The sequence below is a fragment of the Myroides sp. LoEW2-1 genome (assembly GCF_009767705.1).
Classification (GTDB): domain Bacteria; phylum Bacteroidota; class Bacteroidia; order Flavobacteriales; family Flavobacteriaceae; genus Flavobacterium; species Flavobacterium album_A.
In genome coordinates this window covers 1-18,532 of the sequence record NZ_WSPP01000066.1, presented here as the reverse complement: position 1 = coordinate 18,532, position 18,532 = coordinate 1, and the positions used below count along the sequence as shown (strand labels likewise).

General features: G+C 35.8%; 14 protein-coding genes. 4 read left to right on the top strand and 10 right to left on the bottom strand.

Features of this window, described 5'->3' with window-relative positions; genetic code table 11:
• Positions 1-37 precede the first annotated feature (37 nt).
• Positions 38-1,690, bottom strand: coding sequence for an alkaline phosphatase PafA (pafA, locus tag GOQ24_RS05240; protein WP_155090682.1), 1,653 nt, complete (start codon positions 1,688-1,690; stop codon positions 38-40).
• Positions 1,691-2,037: 347 nt separating this feature from the next.
• Between pafA and GOQ24_RS05235 the strand changes: the two genes are divergently transcribed.
• The 3 genes from GOQ24_RS05235 to GOQ24_RS05225 all read left to right on the top strand — a co-directional run bounded on the left by GOQ24_RS05235 (position 2,038) and on the right by GOQ24_RS05225 (position 4,481).
• Complete coding sequence (locus tag GOQ24_RS05235) at positions 2,038-2,598, top strand: Crp/Fnr family transcriptional regulator (RefSeq protein WP_155090681.1); 561 nt, start codon at positions 2,038-2,040, stop codon at positions 2,596-2,598.
• Positions 2,599-2,770: 172 nt separating this feature from the next.
• Positions 2,771-3,745, top strand: coding sequence for a deoxyhypusine synthase family protein (locus GOQ24_RS05230; protein WP_208103209.1), 975 nt, complete (start codon positions 2,771-2,773; stop codon positions 3,743-3,745).
• Between the two features lie 46 nt (positions 3,746-3,791).
• Positions 3,792-4,481: an HAD family hydrolase gene (locus GOQ24_RS05225; RefSeq protein WP_160339249.1), complete on the top strand. Its 690-nt coding sequence runs from the start codon at positions 3,792-3,794 to the stop codon at positions 4,479-4,481.
• A 91-nt stretch (positions 4,482-4,572) separates the two neighbouring features.
• On the opposite strand, the gene GOQ24_RS05220 is transcribed toward GOQ24_RS05225, so the two are convergent.
• The 9 genes from GOQ24_RS05220 to GOQ24_RS05180 form a co-directional block, all read right to left on the bottom strand.
• Positions 4,573-5,274 carry an outer membrane beta-barrel protein gene (locus tag GOQ24_RS05220; protein WP_160339248.1) on the bottom strand — a complete coding sequence of 234 codons (702 nt, stop codon included), beginning with the start codon at positions 5,272-5,274 and terminating at the stop codon, positions 4,573-4,575.
• A gap of 10 nt (positions 5,275-5,284) precedes the next feature.
• A complete protein-coding gene (locus GOQ24_RS05215) occupies positions 5,285-6,583 on the bottom strand; it encodes a TolC family protein (RefSeq protein WP_155090677.1) in 1,299 nt (432 codons plus the stop codon).
• Between the two features lie 7 nt (positions 6,584-6,590).
• Complete coding sequence (locus GOQ24_RS05210; protein WP_155090676.1) at positions 6,591-9,704, bottom strand: efflux RND transporter permease subunit; 3,114 nt, start codon at positions 9,702-9,704, stop codon at positions 6,591-6,593.
• Positions 9,705-9,725: 21 nt separating this feature from the next.
• A complete protein-coding gene (locus GOQ24_RS05205) occupies positions 9,726-10,841 on the bottom strand; it encodes an efflux RND transporter periplasmic adaptor subunit (protein WP_155090675.1) in 1,116 nt (371 codons plus the stop codon).
• Between the two features lie 215 nt (positions 10,842-11,056).
• Complete coding sequence (mgtE, locus tag GOQ24_RS05200) at positions 11,057-12,454, bottom strand: magnesium transporter (protein ID WP_155090674.1); 1,398 nt, start codon at positions 12,452-12,454, stop codon at positions 11,057-11,059.
• A gap of 21 nt (positions 12,455-12,475) precedes the next feature.
• Positions 12,476-13,171, bottom strand: a complete 696-nt coding sequence (locus GOQ24_RS05195) for an MgtC/SapB family protein (protein WP_155090673.1) — start codon at positions 13,169-13,171, stop codon at positions 12,476-12,478.
• A 768-nt stretch (positions 13,172-13,939) separates the two neighbouring features.
• Positions 13,940-15,298, bottom strand: coding sequence for a sensor histidine kinase (locus GOQ24_RS05190; RefSeq protein WP_155090672.1), 1,359 nt, complete (start codon positions 15,296-15,298; stop codon positions 13,940-13,942).
• The gene (locus GOQ24_RS05185) at positions 15,288-15,977 is read right to left on the bottom strand and encodes a response regulator transcription factor (RefSeq protein ID WP_160339247.1); all 690 of its coding nucleotides are present in this window, start codon (positions 15,975-15,977) and stop codon (positions 15,288-15,290) included. Before GOQ24_RS05185 ends, GOQ24_RS05190 begins: the two co-directional genes overlap by 11 nt.
• Positions 15,978-16,200: 223 nt before the next feature.
• On the bottom strand, positions 16,201-16,536 hold the full coding sequence (locus tag GOQ24_RS05180) for a single-stranded DNA-binding protein (protein ID WP_155090671.1): 336 nt from the start codon (positions 16,534-16,536) through the stop codon (positions 16,201-16,203).
• Positions 16,537-16,695: 159 nt separating this feature from the next.
• Here GOQ24_RS05180 and GOQ24_RS05175 point away from each other — a divergent pair, with 159 nt between their 5' ends.
• Entirely contained in the window at positions 16,696-18,222 is a 1,527-nt protein-coding gene (locus tag GOQ24_RS05175; RefSeq protein ID WP_155090670.1) for a bifunctional GNAT family N-acetyltransferase/carbon-nitrogen hydrolase family protein, read from the top strand.
• Positions 18,223-18,532 lie beyond the last annotated feature (310 nt).

The following is an 18,532-nucleotide window of genomic DNA, read 5'->3' as shown; positions in this document are numbered from 1 at the left end:
CACTAATAACGCTTTAATATTTCTATAAAATATCTATTTATTTTACATCAATAGCCTCGTGGATTGGCGTTCCTATATTTCCATTTGGAACTTCGATTTTTAAAATCTCGGCAATAGTTGGCGCAATATCCGTCATATGAGTTTCTCTTGTTGTTTTTCCAGGTTTCACTCCCCATCCCATAAATACTGCTGGGATATGAGCGTCATAAGATCCCCATGTTCCGTGTGTTGTTCCCTTTCCATCTTTCTTTCCACTATACCATTGTGGCTCTAAGATATACTGAATAACTCCACTTCTCTTAATATTATAACCATTCACAATACGCTCTCTAATTTTTTGAGGAATACTCGCTTGAGCAGCTTTATCCATATCTGTTACGAATGCAATTCCTTCAAGCTTCTTCATCTCTCTTACAATAAACTCGCGAATATCATCTTCTTCTAAGTCTTTATCTTCAATCAGTTTATTGTTTAAGTGAACTTGGTAATTCGTCAAGCTTTTGATGATATCTTCTTGCTCAAATTTCTTAGCTAACTTTTCATTCAAAATTTTTCGAGCTTCACCAGTATTGAAATAACCTGCATTACCTTTTTGATCTGCAAAAAACTTAGGGTTGTGTGCAGCTCCATGGTCTGCTGTCAAGAACAAAGTGTAATTCCCTTTCCCAACCTTCTTATCTAAATACTCAAAAAATTCAGCTAAATCAGCATCTAATCTCAAATATGTATCCTCAATCTCAATAGAGTTGATTGCAAATTGATGTCCAATATAATCTGTTGACGATAAACTTACAGCTAAGAAATCCGTTACTCCTTTACTGTTGTTCCCAAGTTCTTCACTTTCAATTGCAGCCTTTGCAAAATCAAGTGTCAAACTATTTCCAAATGGAGTTGATTTGATTAAATCATAGCCATTATCCTTTTTAAGTTTTACTAAATTACGTGGAAAAACAGGCTTATCTTCTCCTTTAAAAGGCTGTTCATACTCATTGTCATCTGAAATACTCAAAACATAACTATCAATTGGATATAAGGTCTTCCACCCCTGTTTAAAGTACTTATCAGCCAACTTTTGTTTGTTAAAAGACTTTACCCACTTAGGCAAATCATTCATATAAAAAGTACTCGTTATCCAATCTCCTGTTGTACCGTCTAACCAGTAAGCAGCATTTGCAAAGTGTCCAGCAGGTAAAATACCCCCTCTGTCTTTAATTGCAATTCCAATTACTTTAGATTGAAAATTAGTCGCCAATTTTAATTGGTCAGTCACTGTAGAGACAAGTAGGTTCTTAGGTGATTGTTTCCCAATCTTACCTTCTCCTCCTCCAACTCCTACGACAGAGTCATCTTGTGTACAATACATGCTCTCTCCTGTTGCTTGAATAATGAAGTCATTACCCGCAATTCCGTGAATAGCTGGTACACTTCCTGTATAAACAGTACTGTGCCCGATTGCAGTATAAGTAGGTACATAATCTATATAAGTATTCTCACTTGAGAAACCTTCATTAAGCAAACGCTTAAAACCATTATCTGAATAACGGTCATAGTAGCGATACAAATAGTCCCATCTCATTTGATCTACAACTAATCCTACTACTAACTTTGGTTTTGGCAAAGTCTCATTTGCTAATGCTGCAACAGAAAAAAGACATCCTACTGCTGCGTAAATGGTTGATTTAAAATTCATTCTTAAAGTGTTTATTTGCTTTCTTCTATATATTAAGTTTTACAAATCTATTAAAGTAAGACCTTGAAAAAAAAGACTTAAGCCCAAAAACATAAATATTAACATTAATATAATCTATATCACAATAACGAATCAAGTTTAACAATAAAAAAAAGCTTGAAATAGCTATTCTGGTTCTCTTAGCAATGAAAATGAAAACGAAGATATTAGCAAACACCTCTCTTAAATGCTTTTCTTTCTAAACTGAAATACCTACAAAAAACTACATCTTTGCACTTCTACTACTTTTTTTTAAATAGCTTATCTTTACAGCGATAATAGATTTACTCCCTTAAATTTGACAAAAAATGACTTTAGAACAAATACTTGACAATATCTATGAACTTCCAAAGGAATCAAAACAAACTATTCAAGATATTGCAATAGAAAAGTCATTTCCAAAAGGACACATTCTACTGCAGGCGGATAAGTTTGAAAACAAACTTTACTTTATCAAAAAAGGAGTCGTAAGAGCTTTCTCCTACCACGATCAGGGAGAAATCACATTTTGGTTTGGAGAAGAAGGTGCTACCATTTTATCCATGCAAAATTACGTAGAGAATAAAAAGAGCTATGAAAACATAGAGCTATTAGTTGATTGTGAGCTTTATGAAATCAACTTTGACAAGCTCAACACTTTCTACCTTTCGGATATACACATTGCCAATCTCGGAAGAAAATTAGCAGAAAAAGAATTGCTTAAAGTTGAAAGACGCATCATTACAAGAGATTTGTTACCTGCCAAAGAACGCTATGAGGCACTTCTAAGCAATCAACCCACCCTATTTCAACGTGTCCCTTTAAAACACATTGCTTCTTATTTAGGAATTACTCAAGTAAGCTTAAGTAGGATAAGAAAAGAAAAATAGATTAATATTTATCATAGGATAAGTATTATCCTTAATGTTCTAATTAGTTTCGCTGACGCATATCTAAAATCAACACAAACACCTCATTTGCAAGACAAAACAGGTGTAATTGCTATTGATATTTAGAATATAACAACAGTTTAGAAATACGCAGTAAAACAAAATTATGACAATGAAAAGAGGACCGATCTCACAATTCTTAGAAGAAAATTTCCTTCACTTCAACGCAGCAACTTTAGTAGACTCAGCTAAAGGCTATGAAACACACTTAGAAAAAGGAGGAAAAATGCTTATCTCTCTTGCAGGTGCAATGAGTACAGCAGAATTAGGAATTTCGTTAGCAGAGATGATTAGACAAGGAAAGGTGGACATCATTAGCTGTACTGGTGCCAACTTAGAGGAAGACATTATGAACTTAGTCGCACACTCTCACTACAAGAGAATACCAAACTACCGCGATTTAACACCTCAACAAGAACTTGAGTTACTTGAAAACAAATACAATCGCGTAACCGATACCTGTATCCCAGAAGAAGAAGCCTTCAGAAAAATACAAAGTCACATCGAGAAAATTTGGAAAGATGCAGAGCAAGCTGGCGAACGTTATTTCCCTCATGAATATATGTATAAGTTATTGCTTAGTGGAGTATTAGAGGACGAATACGAAATAGACCCGAAAAACTCGTGGATGTTAGCTGCTGCTGAACGCAACTTACCTATTGTAGTACCAGGTTGGGAAGACTCAACTATGGGGAATATATTTGCTTCTTATGTAATCAAACAAGAGCTAAAAGCATCAACTGTCAAAAGTGGATTAGAATACATGGTTTGGTTAGCAAACTGGTACGAGCACAATGCTGTTGGACAAGGAGTGGGGTTCTTCCAAATCGGAGGAGGAATTGCCGGAGATTTTGCAATGTGTGTAGCTCCTATGTTAGAGCAAGACTTAGAAAAAGAAAACATACTAAAATGGAGATACTATAGTCAAATTACGGATTCTACAACTTCTTTTGGATCGTATTCTGGCTGTATTCCAAATGAAAAAATCACTTGGGGCAAACTCGATGTTGACACACCAAGCTTTATGATTGAGTCTGATGCAACTATTGTAGCACCTTTAATCTTTGCTTATATTTTGAAACAATAAGATTTTATTTCACAGTATATTTGTATGTCAAACAATACAATTATATATGAAAAACATCAAAGTAGTAGCTTTTGACGCAGATGATACACTATGGGTAAATGAGCCTTTTTTCAACGAAGCCGAACAAGAGTTCTGTGTTTTGTTAGAAGATTATCTCACACATCAAAGTATTTCTCAAATCCTCTTCAAAATGCAAATCGATAACTTACCTCTTTATGGATATGGTATCAAGGGATTTACACTATCCATGGTAGAGGCTGCAAATATCATATCGAAAGGAACTGTAAATGTCAAAGTTATTGACAAAATCGTCAAAATAGGTAAAAAGTTATTGACTAAACCTGTTGAACTAATAGATGATGTTGAAGATGTTCTACAAGATTTACAATCCAAATACAAACTTGTTGTCGCTACGAAAGGAGATTTAAAAGACCAACACCGAAAATTACACAAATCTGGTTTAGGTCCTTATTTCCACCACATTGAAGTAATGACAGACAAGGAAGAAATAGACTATCAAAAACTGTTGAAACGACTTGATATAAATGCAGATGAATTTATTATGATAGGTAACTCGCTGCGTTCAGACGTATTGCCAGTTCTTGAATTAGGGGGACATGCTGTACATGTACCTTTTCATACAACATGGCTCCACGAGCATATAGATCACCCAATAGTACACGAAAACTTCAAAGTAATAAAGAAGTTATCTGAAGTAAAAAACATACTCTTATAGTAAAAGAAAAAGCCTCATAATTATGAGGCTTTTTGTACATCTTAGTGAAGCTAAAACACATTAGCTTCTCTTTTACAACAATCTAATCATCTTAAAAGCGATAACCTACAAAGACGTTAAAGTTCTGATTATATATTTTAAAGTCATTTGCTCCTTCATTTTCTTCTACTCCAAAAGTATTTGAATTATCAAATATTGAGGCAAACCCACGAGTAAACTGTGCTCCGATAATCAAGCCAAACTTAAACTGGTATTCCAATCCTGCAACAATACCATAATCCATCTTCTGCAAGTACTTACTGTCTTCTTGATCATCTTCTGTACTACCAAATATGCCGTGATCTTTGTACTTCTTTCCATTTTCATCTATTGCCGAAATAGAAGAATACAACAGCATATTCACATAGGGTCCTGCATAGAGTTGCAATCCCTTAACTTGAAATACTGCACTAATCGGGTTCAAGCGCAAACTATGCATTTCTAACGTAGCATCAAATATGTGATCTTCAAGTTCTCTTTTAAACTCACCTCCGTAATTTTGATAAAATAACTCGTGCTTTAACCCAAAGTGTTTGCCAATACTATTATCCACACTTACACCAGCAAAAAAGCTATTGCGGGCATCTACTTTACCATCTACAGCTAAATAGTCAACGTCATCGCCTTTCAGCGTTGATTGTAACCATCCCGCCTTAACAGCAAATGTAGTTCTTCCTTTAAGGTCTTCATTGATATCTTGCGCTGATATCAACGAAACAGAAAACAAGAATAATCCTAATATAATTTTTTTCATAATACACATCTTAAAAGTCAATATCCCAAATACCTACTGCTTTCTCCAACTCTACTAAAGCTGAAGCGTACTCAAATAGCGTTTCTGCATAAGCTTGTTGTATCTCATTATAGGTACGCTGTGCGTCTAATACTTCTAATAAGCTACTTGCACCACGCTGATAACTATACTTGATCCCCTCAAATACTTCTTTAGCTTCTTGCAACATCCCATTCTCAAAGCGGTAAATCTGTTTTTGTTTTGTCAAGTAATTGCGATATGCCTGTGTAATCTCTTTTTCAAGCTCTAACTCAATAGATAAGTATTCCAGATCTGCTTGTTTTTCTTCATACAATGCAGTCTTTAACCCCGATTCTTTTCGATTTGAAAACTTCAAAGGAACAGAGATTCCCGCTTTTACAACAGTATTACCAGGTGTTGGAGCAACAGCATTTTTTACGAATGAATTGTTTTCAACTCCTACACTTAGTCCCAAATCAATCGCTCTTTCAGCTCTTGCTAAGGCAACTTGACGACCTGCTACAACCTTATTCTGTCTTGCAACCAAATAATCTGCACGGTTATTTTGAGCCGTTACGATTAAATCATCTAAGTCAAATAATCGAGCAAACTTATCAAAACTCCCCTCAGGAACGTAAATTGTATCATGTCTATTGACACTGATAATATTTCTAATTTCCACTAAGCTATTCTCCCAAGTATCATCTGCATCTTGTAAATCATTCCACATTGACTTGGCTTCTAATTTACTTTGAATAGCATCTACTTTGCTTATTTGTCCCAAGCTATAACGAATACTATCTGACTGAGCTACTTGTTGCATAGACAAATAAGAATCTCGTTGAATGTCGAATAACATCTTATTTTGCATGCCTTCAAGAAATGTAACCGTAGATTCAGCTCTCAGCGTATGAAAGAACTCTTGTAATTCTAATTCTGCCAAGACTTTTTGATCGCGTGCCAAATTCTTTCTCGCTTTTCGCTTACCTCCGAGCTCCAAATCCCAAGACAACTCTGCCTCAAAGCCATACCCCATTTGCATGCGCTTTTGCTGATTGTCAGCCCATCCAAAACTTAACTCTGGATCGGGAAAAGCCTTTGCTGCTTGAACCTCAGCCTCAGCAATATCAATATTGAATCGCTCTGCTGTATAACTTAGGTTATTACTTATCATTCTACTCAAGAACTCTTTATAAGTAATCGCATTCTTGTTTCCAGAGTTCTCTGTATGCCCGTTCTGAGCATACAGTGTACTTCCACTACAAAGAATAACTAAACCTATTCCTATGTATTTTTTTAAATTATTCATTTTCTGACTAATTTTCTTCTTCTACTTCACTTTTTACAAAATCACTATCTTTCCCCCATTTGCGTTCCACTAAATAATAAAGCGCAGGTAACACAAATAGCGTTAATATAGTCGCAAATAGCAATCCATAAACAATTACTGTTGCCAATGGTCTTTGCACATCAGATCCGATTCCCGTAGCCATAGACGCTGGAAATAATCCCAAAATAGCAACGGTCGCAGTCATTAAGACTGGTCTAAACCTTTGTTCTGCTCCTGTCAATACAGCATCTAACAAAGCAAATCCCTTTCTTCTCAAGTCATTGATGTGAGAAATCATAATTACCCCATTTTGAATTGCTACACCAAACAAGGCAATAAACCCAACTGCTGAAGAAACGTTCAAAGACATTCCTCGTATATTCAAGGCAAGCATTCCTCCAAAAAGAGCCAGTGGAACAACAACCATTAATAATCCTGCCTGTCTAAACTGTCCAAAAGCACCATACAACAAGACAAACATCAAACACAAGGTCAATGGAACAATTACAGCTAAACGACTATATGCACGATTTTGATTTTCAAATTGCCCACCCCATTCTATGTGGAACTTCTCGTGATCATAAGTGATATTCTCCTCTATCTTTTGCTGTGCCTCCTTCAATAGGGATCCTAAATCTCTATTGCGGACATTCAGTTTCACAGTTAAGTGACGTCTATTCATTTCACGGGTAATAGTACTTTCTCCTGTACTTGTTTTCACTTCTGCTACTTGAGATAATGGAATCTTTGCACCAGTACTTGAAGTCAACATTAAGTTTGCAATCTTCTCAGGTGTATTTCTACTTTCTTCTGTATATCGCGCACTGATATCATATACCTTGTTCCCAATAAATATTTGCGAGATAGCCTTTCCACCAATAGCTACTTCGATAAGTTCTGCAACGTCAGATACATTCAATCCATACTGTGCAATCTTATCTCTGTTAGCGTGAATCTGCAACTGTGGAAGTGGTGGTTCTTGGTCAATAGCTAAATCTACTGCACCATCTACCGTTCTCAATGTTCCTAAAACTTCATTTGCAATACGGCGCGTCTCGTGGAAATCTTCTCCAAAAACCTTTACAACCAATTCAGAGTGAGCCCCTGATATTTTATCCATAACACCATCGATCATCGGCTGAGCAAAACCTACTGTAAATCCAGGCAAACTCTCATACTCGGCTGATAATTCTTCAATTAAATCATCCTTAGTCTTTCCTCTTGGCCATTCTTTGTAAGGTTTAATCCCCACAGAACACTCGAAGTGTGAAGGTGTAAATGGATCTGTTCCATCGTCGTTACGACCTGCCTGCACCATGACATAAGTTACTTCATCATACTTCATCGTACGTGCGCGTAACGTATCACTCAACTCTTTTGATTTTTCCAGTGAAATCCCTGGAGGTAATGTTACCTGAAGCCATATAGAACCTTCATCTAACGGAGGTAAGAAGTCTTTACCTACCTTTATAGTCAATCCAATTGTAATCGCCAATACCACTAATATTGGAGCAAAAACTTGCTTTGGTTTATTCACAATCTTAATGATGCGATTGTGGTACATTCCCGTTAGCTTTTCTAACCACTTGTTGTGGTAGATTTTTCTCGGCTTACGGTAAACAGCATACGCCAAACCTGGTATTAAGATTAAAGCTACCAATAAAGCTCCGGCTAAAGCATACCCTACTGTAAATGCCATAGGTGTAAAAAGCTTTTTCTCCACACGCTCAAAGGCAAATAGCGGTAAATAAGCTGTAATAATGATAATTGTAGCAAAGAATACAGGCTTTGCAACCTCTTTTGCTCTTTGCGCAATAGATTTTTCCTTCAGCTCTTCATCTGGATTGTCCTCCCTCTTCTTCAGAATAGATTCCATCATTACAATTGCACCGTCGACTATAATACCAAAGTCAATTGCACCAAGCGATAATAAGTTTGCTGGTATATCTGTAAAGCGCATCATGATAAATGCGAAAAGCAAAGACACCGGAATTGTAATCGCTACTAATAACGCACCTCTCCAACTACCTAAAAATACAATTAAAACGATTACTACTAAACTTATCCCCTCTATCAAAGTCGTTGAAACAGTGCTAAGAGTAGTATCAACTAAATCAGTTCTATCTAAAAATGTATGTATCTTAACACCTTCTGGCAATAGTCCATTATTCAATTCATCAACATATTGGTGAATCTTTTCTAAAACTACTGATGGGTTTTCGTGTTTCAACAACAGGACAATCCCCTCAATACTATCAGAGTAATTTCTTTCGCGATCACTATACCCTAAGACTCCTTTTCGCTCTACATTACCATATTTTAATTGTCCTAAATCATTCAAGAATACAGGAATACCGTTCTCTGCCTTTACAACTATCTTCCCTAAGTCTTCAAGGTCCTTAATCAAACCGATTCCTCTGACAACATAGCCAAGATCTCCTCTTGTTAAAACACTTCCTCCAGCATTGACATTATTCTCCTCGATTGTCTCAGTGACATCACTTAACGATAAATCATATTGCTCTAATTTGCGCGGGTCTAATTCAATTTGAAACTGAGTTGTAATACCCCCAAAGTTTGTTACTTCTGCTACACCAGGTACTTGATTCAACTTGGGAATAATCACGAAGTTTTGCAAATCCGTCAATTCTCTTAAGCTATAACCATCACCTTCAATAATATAGCGATACACCTCTCCAATAGGAGATGTAAGAGGATCTAACTCTGGTACTGCATCATAAGGTAGGTCAAGTCCATTTAAGCGCTCTTGTATACGCTGTCTTGCAAAATAATCATCAATCCCATCTTCAAAAACTAAAGTGATCATTGACAATCCAAATGTACTGTTACTACGCATTACGTGCATTCCTGGCATTCCATTCAATGCTCGTTCTACAGGAATAGTAATTTGCAATTCTATTTCTTCTGCAGCCAATCCTGGTACTTGCGTCACTACTTGCGATGTCGTATCTGCAATATCTGGATATGCTTCTATAGATAACTGTTTCCAAGAGTAATATCCAAATATACATAACAGTGCAAATAGAGCTGAAACAAGCCATCTTTTGTGAATAGCTAAGTCTATTATGTTTTTTTTCATTGTCTGTGTCTTTTGTAGTTATTAAAGTTGTGGCAAGTAAATTCCCCCTTCACTTACAACTTTATCTCCTTTGTCTAATCCTGATAAAATCACTGTTTTATCTCCTGATACTCCGCCAATTTTCACATTCTTGCGGACATAGCTATGCTCTGATACTGCCACAAAAACAAAAGAATCATCTTCACCTTGTAAAATTGAACGAGAAGGAACTAAGATTACTTTTTCTGGTTGATCAATAAAACGCACATTGACATACATTCCAGGTTTTAGAATACGCTTGTCATTCTCCACCTCAATAAGTACGTCAATACTTCTTGTCTCCTCATCTACAATCTCATTGATATGGTAAATCGTTCCTACAATTGGTTGATCTAGATAAGCAGACAATTCTACCTGAACTTTATTTAGCTTGTTTAAGTGATTAATGTCTTTCTCTTTAATCTTCCCAACAATCCAAATCTTATTCAGAGAAGCAATTTTAACTACTGGTTCTGAATCATCATTGATATATTGACCGATAACTACATTATTCTCCAATACCTCTCCAGCAATTGGAGAACGAACAATAAGAGGCTGGCCTAAAACTAAACTCGTCGGCTCTACATTGTAAATCTTGATTGCTGCTGTTGCATTGTCAAAAGCAGCTTTGGCAATCGAATTTTCTGTTTCTGCTTCTTCATACTCTTGACGAACACCTACGCCATTCTCAAGTAAGTCAGCCTGTCTTCTCAGATTTAAAGAAGCTTGCTTATACTCTTGCTTAGAGTCAAAGTAATCTTTTTGTGCATCGAAATAATCTGGAGAAGTAACCTCAAACAAAGGAGTGTTTACAGCTACTTTCTGTCCTAATTTCACGAAAGACTTAATTATTCTACCAGAAAACGGAGAAGCTATCTCTGCATAATGGTTAGGAATTGCTTTGACAATTCCTGCTGTAACTAAATCAAAAGTAAAATCCTCCTCACTTACTGAAGTTGTTTTAATTCTACTTTTCAAGTTTGAGTTTTCGGTCAAAGAAATTACCTTATTCTCCACCAAATATTGGGCTGTTTCACCGTTTTGCTCATTCTTATCTGAACAAAAACTCAATAAGAGGCTCAAGCCTAAAACACCTGCTATTTGTACTTTTTTAGCCATTATGTTTAATATTTTAATTTTTACTATATTTTAAAACCTAATTATTAACAATAAATTTACGCCTTATTATGTTAATTAATATAAACTTATTACTCTTAATTCCTACAAAAAAAGATTTATTCTACCCTTCTGGGCTCAAATCACTTCTAAATCGTATTTTTTTCATCCTTTTTTCTCAATTCAAATACTTAATATTTTATATAACAATAACTGTGCTACTTTAGATTAAAAAAGGTAGCTGCTATACTGAAGTAAATTAACAAACCTGAAATATCAACAATTGTCGTTATAGCTGGACTAGCTACCACAGCAGGATCACCTCCTACTTTCTTGACTATCAAAGGCAGTGCAGCCCCTATAATTGTAGAAGAAATAACTTGTAACGAAAGAGCTAAAGCAATAACTCCACCTATTGCTACCAGCGAATATGCCGCTGGAATATCAGTCTCCCAACTCAAGAAAACTACCTTTGCAAAAGCCAATACTCCTAAGCAAATAGACAGCATTAATGCAATTCGCGTTTCTTTCCACAAGATAGCAAACCACGATTTCATATTAACTTGTCCTAATGCTAAAGCTCTAATGATCACAGTTGCAGATTGACTTCCGGCATTCCCACCTGTATCAGCTACCATAGGCATATACAAGGCTAAAATCATCATCTGCGCTAAGGCTCCTTCATAACTGTGAATTATCAATCCAGAAATAATACCTACAATAGCCAAAGTAACCAACCAGAATACTCTCTTTTTAAAATGATCAAATATGCTTGTCTGATTGTAATCTAATTCTTCATTATTGCTGATAATTCCCATAAAGCGCTCCATATCTTCTGTATGTTCTGCTTGTATTACATCAATAGCCTCATCGTGGGTTACTATTCCAACAAGTTGATTCTTACTATTGAGAATAGGCAGTGCAACTAACTCATACTTATCAATCTTAGCCGCCACTGATTCGCTTGATTCATCTACATAACCAAAGACAAACTCTGTGTGGAGTTCATCATTGACCAATACATCTGGCTCAGCAATGATCAAATCTTTTAAAGTAATAAAGCCTACAAGAGTCTGATCCTCTCCTACGACGTACACATAGTAAATAGTCTTTTTGGAAGGGGCATCTTGTCTCACCTTTTGTATGGCCTCAAAACAAGACATATCTCTCGAAACAGTAGCAAAATCAGTGATCATTATCCCACCTGCAGTATCTGCTGGATAAGAACTCAAAGCCAAAACATTCTCTCTGATGTGCTTGTTTAAAAAAGGCAATAAGTCAATCTGCTCTTGTTGCGTTAAGATTTGAAACAAATCTGCTCTTGCATCAGAAGGCATTTCTTCGAATATTTTTGAAAAGCGTTTTTTACTTATTTGTTGAAAAAAGGAAAGTTGTTTTACTAAGGGAAATTCTGCAAAAATCTCTCCTTGCTCTGAAATGGGAAATTCACATAAAACAGTAAATAGATCTTTATTCTCCATTAAAGACAACACTTCACTAATATCTATAATGGGCATTTTCTTCAAAACGGGAAGCATTGTCATCATTTGATCTATACTTTGAAAATCTTTAGCCAACTTGGTCAGATTACTTGGTACATGGGTCGTCTTTTTCATCGCATTTCTGTTTTTAATCGGTTAATAAGTTGTTAGTTCCCAAGAAACTTCAGACACTCCAAACTCTAAGGAAACTTTCTTCGTAATTTGCTCTAATACCTCATCTTTCCTTCCAATACAGTAAATCTCAAATTTTAAATACGAGAAAGCTGGATTGCCATTATCTGAACTTTTCAATGAGCGCATTTGCAAATCCTTTTGAGATTTTAGCTGTTGTAAGACCATTACGCGTATAGCATTCTCTACTTCTTCCTTACAACCCACAATTATCTCGTAGTGTACTTCTGACGAATCGCTTTCTGACTCAAAAGAAAGCTTATTAATAACTGATCCTAAAGGACGCAATAACAAGTGGGCTCCCACAATCAATACCGTCATGACGATTGCTTCTTTCCACAGTCCTACTCCACACATAGAACCAACAGAAGCAGAACACCAAATAGTAGCTGCTGTATTCAAACCGCGAATGCTAAATCCGTCTTTCATGATCACACCTGCTCCTAAAAAACCTATTCCACTAACAACATAAGAAGCTACTCTCCCTACAGCTGTACCCCCAATCTGATAAGACATCAATACAAAACCAGCCGCACCTATACATACTAAGGTATTTGTTCGCAATCCTGCGCTTTTCTGTCTTACTTGTCTTTCTACACCGATCAAAGCACCTAATGCGAAAGCAAGTAATAATCTTAAAATAAATACTGAAATTGCCATAACTTTTACTTTTTGCTCCTACTGAGCAATCACATGTATTATGAGCAACTAAGCAGGATGGTTTAACAATGAATAACTATAAAGGATTCTGTGTCCATATCTTATTTTTTGATGTGGCAAAAGTAAAGGAAGCCTTTAGAGAAGGCTATTAGAAAGGTTTTAGAAAAATATTAGAATTCTATTAGAAAAACAGAAAAATTGATCGTCTAAGTCACATTCGACAATATACAAGTTGACAATACACCAGATTAACGAAAGGGATAAACCCAAAATCTGTATTAGCAAAATACGGCAAAGCAATTCTACTCCATAGTCCCTTCATTAGCTGTACAACCAAAACTATTATATGCTTGTATTACTAAATCAGGCCTATTCTCGTATACTTTATTCTCATTTATATGTCTATCGCGTATTTTGGTTTACCAAAACAGAGGAGGTAAAATTCTAATCAATTGACAAGATAAGTCAACGATCAACTACAGCAGTTGAATTTAACGAAATAAAAAACTGCTATTTTAAAAGTGCTATCATCACCCTCTACGTTATTTAAAGTGATAAAAAACACAAGGGAGAATACTCTCACAGAAAAGAGTCAAGGCACAAAAAAACAACAAATGCGCTTTGTGCCCTTAGTAATCTTTAGACTAAATTTCGAAGGAGCCCCTCGTTCAAACAAAGCCGTTTGAACCAATCAGTTTTTTGCCTACTCAAGGAGTAAATAACAATAAGATATGCGTTTTAAATAGCGAATAATACACGCCCACTGAATTATAAAGTGATTACAAATTCGGTTCCTTTATTTACTTGTGAAGTAACAGCAATAGTTCCTTTGTGCAAGTCCACCACTTTCTTAGTCAGTGAAAGTCCAATGCCATTTCCCTCCAAATACTTGCCGTTATCTCCTCTATAGAAAGGTTTAAAAATCTTCTCTATATCTTCTGCGCTCATCCCAATCCCCTTATCAGCTATCTTAATCACTAAACGACCTCTGATATTAAACAAACTCACTGTTCCGTGATGATTATCAGAATACTTACAAGCATTCTCCAAAAGGTTCATCAACGCCACCTCCATTAAATATGGATTTACAGAAGCAATCATCATTTCCTCCTCCTCTACAGATTCATCGATAAGGAAATTAAACTTATAAGTACTATTTGACTTCTGCAATTTTTGACAAGCATCCAAAATAATTTCATCAATTCTAACTTCCTTAAAGACAATCTCAGTAGGATCATAACTCGCCTTAGCAAAGTCCAATAAACTATTAGATAACTTTACCAACTTTTTGGCATCGGCTAAAGCATTTTGAATTGTCTGTACATACGCTTCTTTTTCATTCTCTTTATTCAATGCCAAGTCTAACTCAGCAATTATAGCAGCCAAAGGGGTGCGCAACTCATGAGAAATATTCGAAACAAATTGCTTTTGACTATCAAAGGAACTTTCAAGTCTATTCAGCATTTCATTAAAGGTATTAGCCAAGGCAGCTAATTCATCTTTATTTTGTTCATTGCTCAGCCTCAAGTCCAAGTTAGTAGCTGTTATCTTATTTACCTCACTGATCATCTTCTTTATTGGCATTAGTGCTCTACTCGCAAAAAAGGTACCCAAAGAAGCGATAACGAGTAAGGAGACAATAGTCAATACAATGATGGTATAAAACAAGTTTTGCAACTTAGTATATCCATATTCATCAAAGGCAGTAGCAGTAATGATATAATCTTTTCCATCGTACTTATAAAGCATGCCGATAACCTGCCAATCATCTTGCATAAAGTGCAATTGATTCAACTTTAAAATAGAGGTCAGCATTTCGTCCGTTTCTTTAACACGGTCAATTTCGACATCGTCGTGATACAACAACTCAAAAGAACTGTTGTAAATAGCCACCTCAACTTCGTTGATAATCTGACTATTATTCAAATAAATACGGTGTAAGGTGTTAGTCTTAACTTTAGCCTCTAAAAAAAGTTTAGCTTTTGTAATTGCCTCTTTCTCGAGCTCTTCATAAAATTCAATTTCTCTATTCTGAGAAGAAGACCAATAGATAACCCCTGCGAACACAAGCAGTATTGACGCTACTAAAACAGTAAAAAGTAATGTAAGCCTCGTTTTAATTTTCATTCTGTTTCAAAATAAAGCCCATACCCGATTTAGTATGTATTAGTTTATTTGCTGTATCTATCTCTACTTTTTTTCTCAAGTAGTTAATATACACATCGATAAAATTAGTTCCTGTATCGAAATGCGTGTCCCAAACCTTCTCGGATATCTCGCTGCGGGACAATACGCGTTCAGGATTCTCCATCATATATTGAAGAAGGTTAAACTCCTTGGGAGTTAAGTGAATTTCTTGACCAGATCGTTTAAACTTCTTTTCATTCAAATCAAGCTCCATATCTGCATAACGCAAAATATTCGATTTTGTGGGATTGTTATTTTCAAAGCGCTTAATAAGCGCTCGAATGCGAACATACAATTCTCTAATTTCAAAAGGCTTGACTAAATAATCATCTGCACCAGCATCAAATCCTTCGACTTTATCATCAGTCGTACCGAGTGCCGTAAGCATAATAATCGGAACCTGTGGTATTTCTCTTTTTAGTTCTTTACACAAATCAATGCCATTGATTTTGGGCAATATAACGTCTGTGATAATCAAGCTGTACTCCCTCTGTAAAGCCAATTTTCGCCCCATATAACCATCATAGGCTACATCAACCTTATACTGTTGTTCTTCCAGACTGCGTTGCAATAACTCTGCTACGCGAATATCATCTTCAATGACTAAAATAGAAACCACGTCAATTACTTTTTAATAATCTGCAAGTTACTATTTTTTAAACGTCTAACAATACGGTATCCATGAGGCCTATTGATTATATTCTTTTTCACAGAGACTAAACTCCAATATATCCTAATCAATCGATGTGCGAAAAACATCTGACAAAAAAAAACAATGTAAACTCCGTTGATAGAGTTTATCATTGTTTTTATAATAAATCAATTATCTTTCAAATCTCTAATTACTTGCTACCCAAGAGTAAAATTTCTCCTACTACCACTTCTGTAATGTATTTCTTATTGCCTTCACTGTCGGTGTAAGTGCGATTAACTAATTTGCCTTCAATAGCCACTTCCCTACCCTTTGAAGCAAATTTTTCAACTATCTCAGCTACTTTTCCCCACGCTACAACATTGTGCCATTGAGTAGACTCCACCCTCTCGTTCTTCTCATTGTAATACACCTCATTAATAGCAATCGAAAAAGTTGCCCTAATACTATCTTTTTCAAAACGCTTAATTTCTGGGTCTTGCCCAATACGTCCAATTAATTGAACTCGATTTTTTAATGAACTCATAGTTTTTTGGTTTTAAATCTGCGAGCATGGTTAAATATATTGGTTTCTCGCTATGTAATTACAAGCAAAAAATAGACCATTTTTTATAAATTTTGTATAATTTTCACATTATTTATCCTTTTCCTATCCTTAAATCTTTGTAAATTGCAACAAAAAATCATGGAAAACCAAATTAATAAAGTTGAACTAAGAAATTTACAGATTGACGATTATATAGAATTGAAGCGTTCGATGATGGAATCCTACAAAGGATTGGAAGATCCTTACTGGGATAAAGGGGAGATTGCTGACTTGCTAAATGTCTTTCCTGAAGGTCAATTGGTAATTTTAGTAGATGATGTCGTGGTAGGTTCTGCTTTATCTTTAATTATTGATGAAAAGCAGGCGATGTCTGCGCACACTTATGATCAAATTACGGGATATTCTACCTTCAATACGCACAACCCTAAAGGAAATGTACTTTATGGTATCGATGTGTTTATTCACCCTAAATATAGAGGTTTGCGTTTGGGAAGACGTTTATACGACGCCCGTAAAGAATTATGTGAACAGCTGAATTTAAAATCTATTGTATTTGCTGGTCGTATTCCCAACTATTCAAAATACGCTGAAGAAATGACTCCAAAGCAGTATCTTGAGAAAGTAAAAACCAAAGAAATTCACGACCCTGTGATGTCTTTCCAATTGGCTAACGACTTCCACATGGTAAGGTTAATGCGCAACTATCTTGAAGGTGATGTTAGCTCTAAAGAATACGCTGTCCTACTTGAATGGAACAATATTTACTATGAAAAAGATGTTCAGTTAATTAACACCAAAAAAAGTGTTATTCGACTTGGATTAATTCAATGGCAAATGCGTCCCCTAAACGACTTAGATGAATTTTTTGATCAAGCAGAATTCTTTATTAATGCAGTATCTGACTACGAAAGTGACTTTGCGCTATTCCCTGAGCTATTTACTGCTCCACTAATGGCCGATTACAACCACTTATCAGAAGCAGAGGCTATTCGAGAATTAGCCCGATACACTGTGCCTATTCGCAAGAAGTTTCAAGAATTTGCAATATCCTACAACATAAATATTATCACGGGTAGTATGCCTCACTTAGTAGATGGAACACTTTACAACGTAGGGTTCTTATGTAAGCGAGATGGATCCTACGAAATGTATCAAAAAATACATATTACGCCAAACGAAGTACACTATTGGGGTATGCAAGGAGGTTCGAAAATACAGACTTTCGACACCGACTGTGGAAAAATTGGCGTTATGATTTGTTATGACGTAGAGTTCCCTGAATTATCGCGATTGATGTCTGATCAAGGTATGGATATCTTATTTGTTCCATTCTTGACCGATACCCAAAATGGATACTCACGCGTTCGCAGTTGTGCTGCTGCAAGAGCCATTGAGAATGAGTGCTATGTTGCTATTGCAGGATGTGTTGGTAACTTGCCTAAAGTAAACAACATGGATATACAGTTTGCTCAAGCTGCTGTGTTTACGCCTTCTGATTTCGCTTTCCCTACTAATGGGGTTAAAGCAGAGGCTACTCCAAATACTGAAATGACATTGATTGTTGACGTTGACGTTGATTTACTAAAAGAATTACACGAACACGGTAGTGTGCAAATCAAGAAAGACAGAAGACTGGATCTCTATGAAACAAGAAAATTAAAGTAAACCTACTGAACTATACGTCAATAAAAAGGGACTATCTCAAAAAACAATGAGATAGTCCCTTTTTAGGTTTATAACTCTTACCCAAAGTCCCCCCTTTGAGTATCACTCCTCTTCACAACCATTAAACTTCAAGCAAACGACACCTTTATCACACAAAAAAGGCCATAAAACCACCTATTACCCGCATTTTAAATCCACCTTTTAGGCATCTGACCCGTCCTGAAAAAACTGTACAGTTTTAAATACCAATAAGAGATGGAAAAGTCAATAAAAGAGAAAAAAGTAAAACAACGTTATCATCAAGAATTCA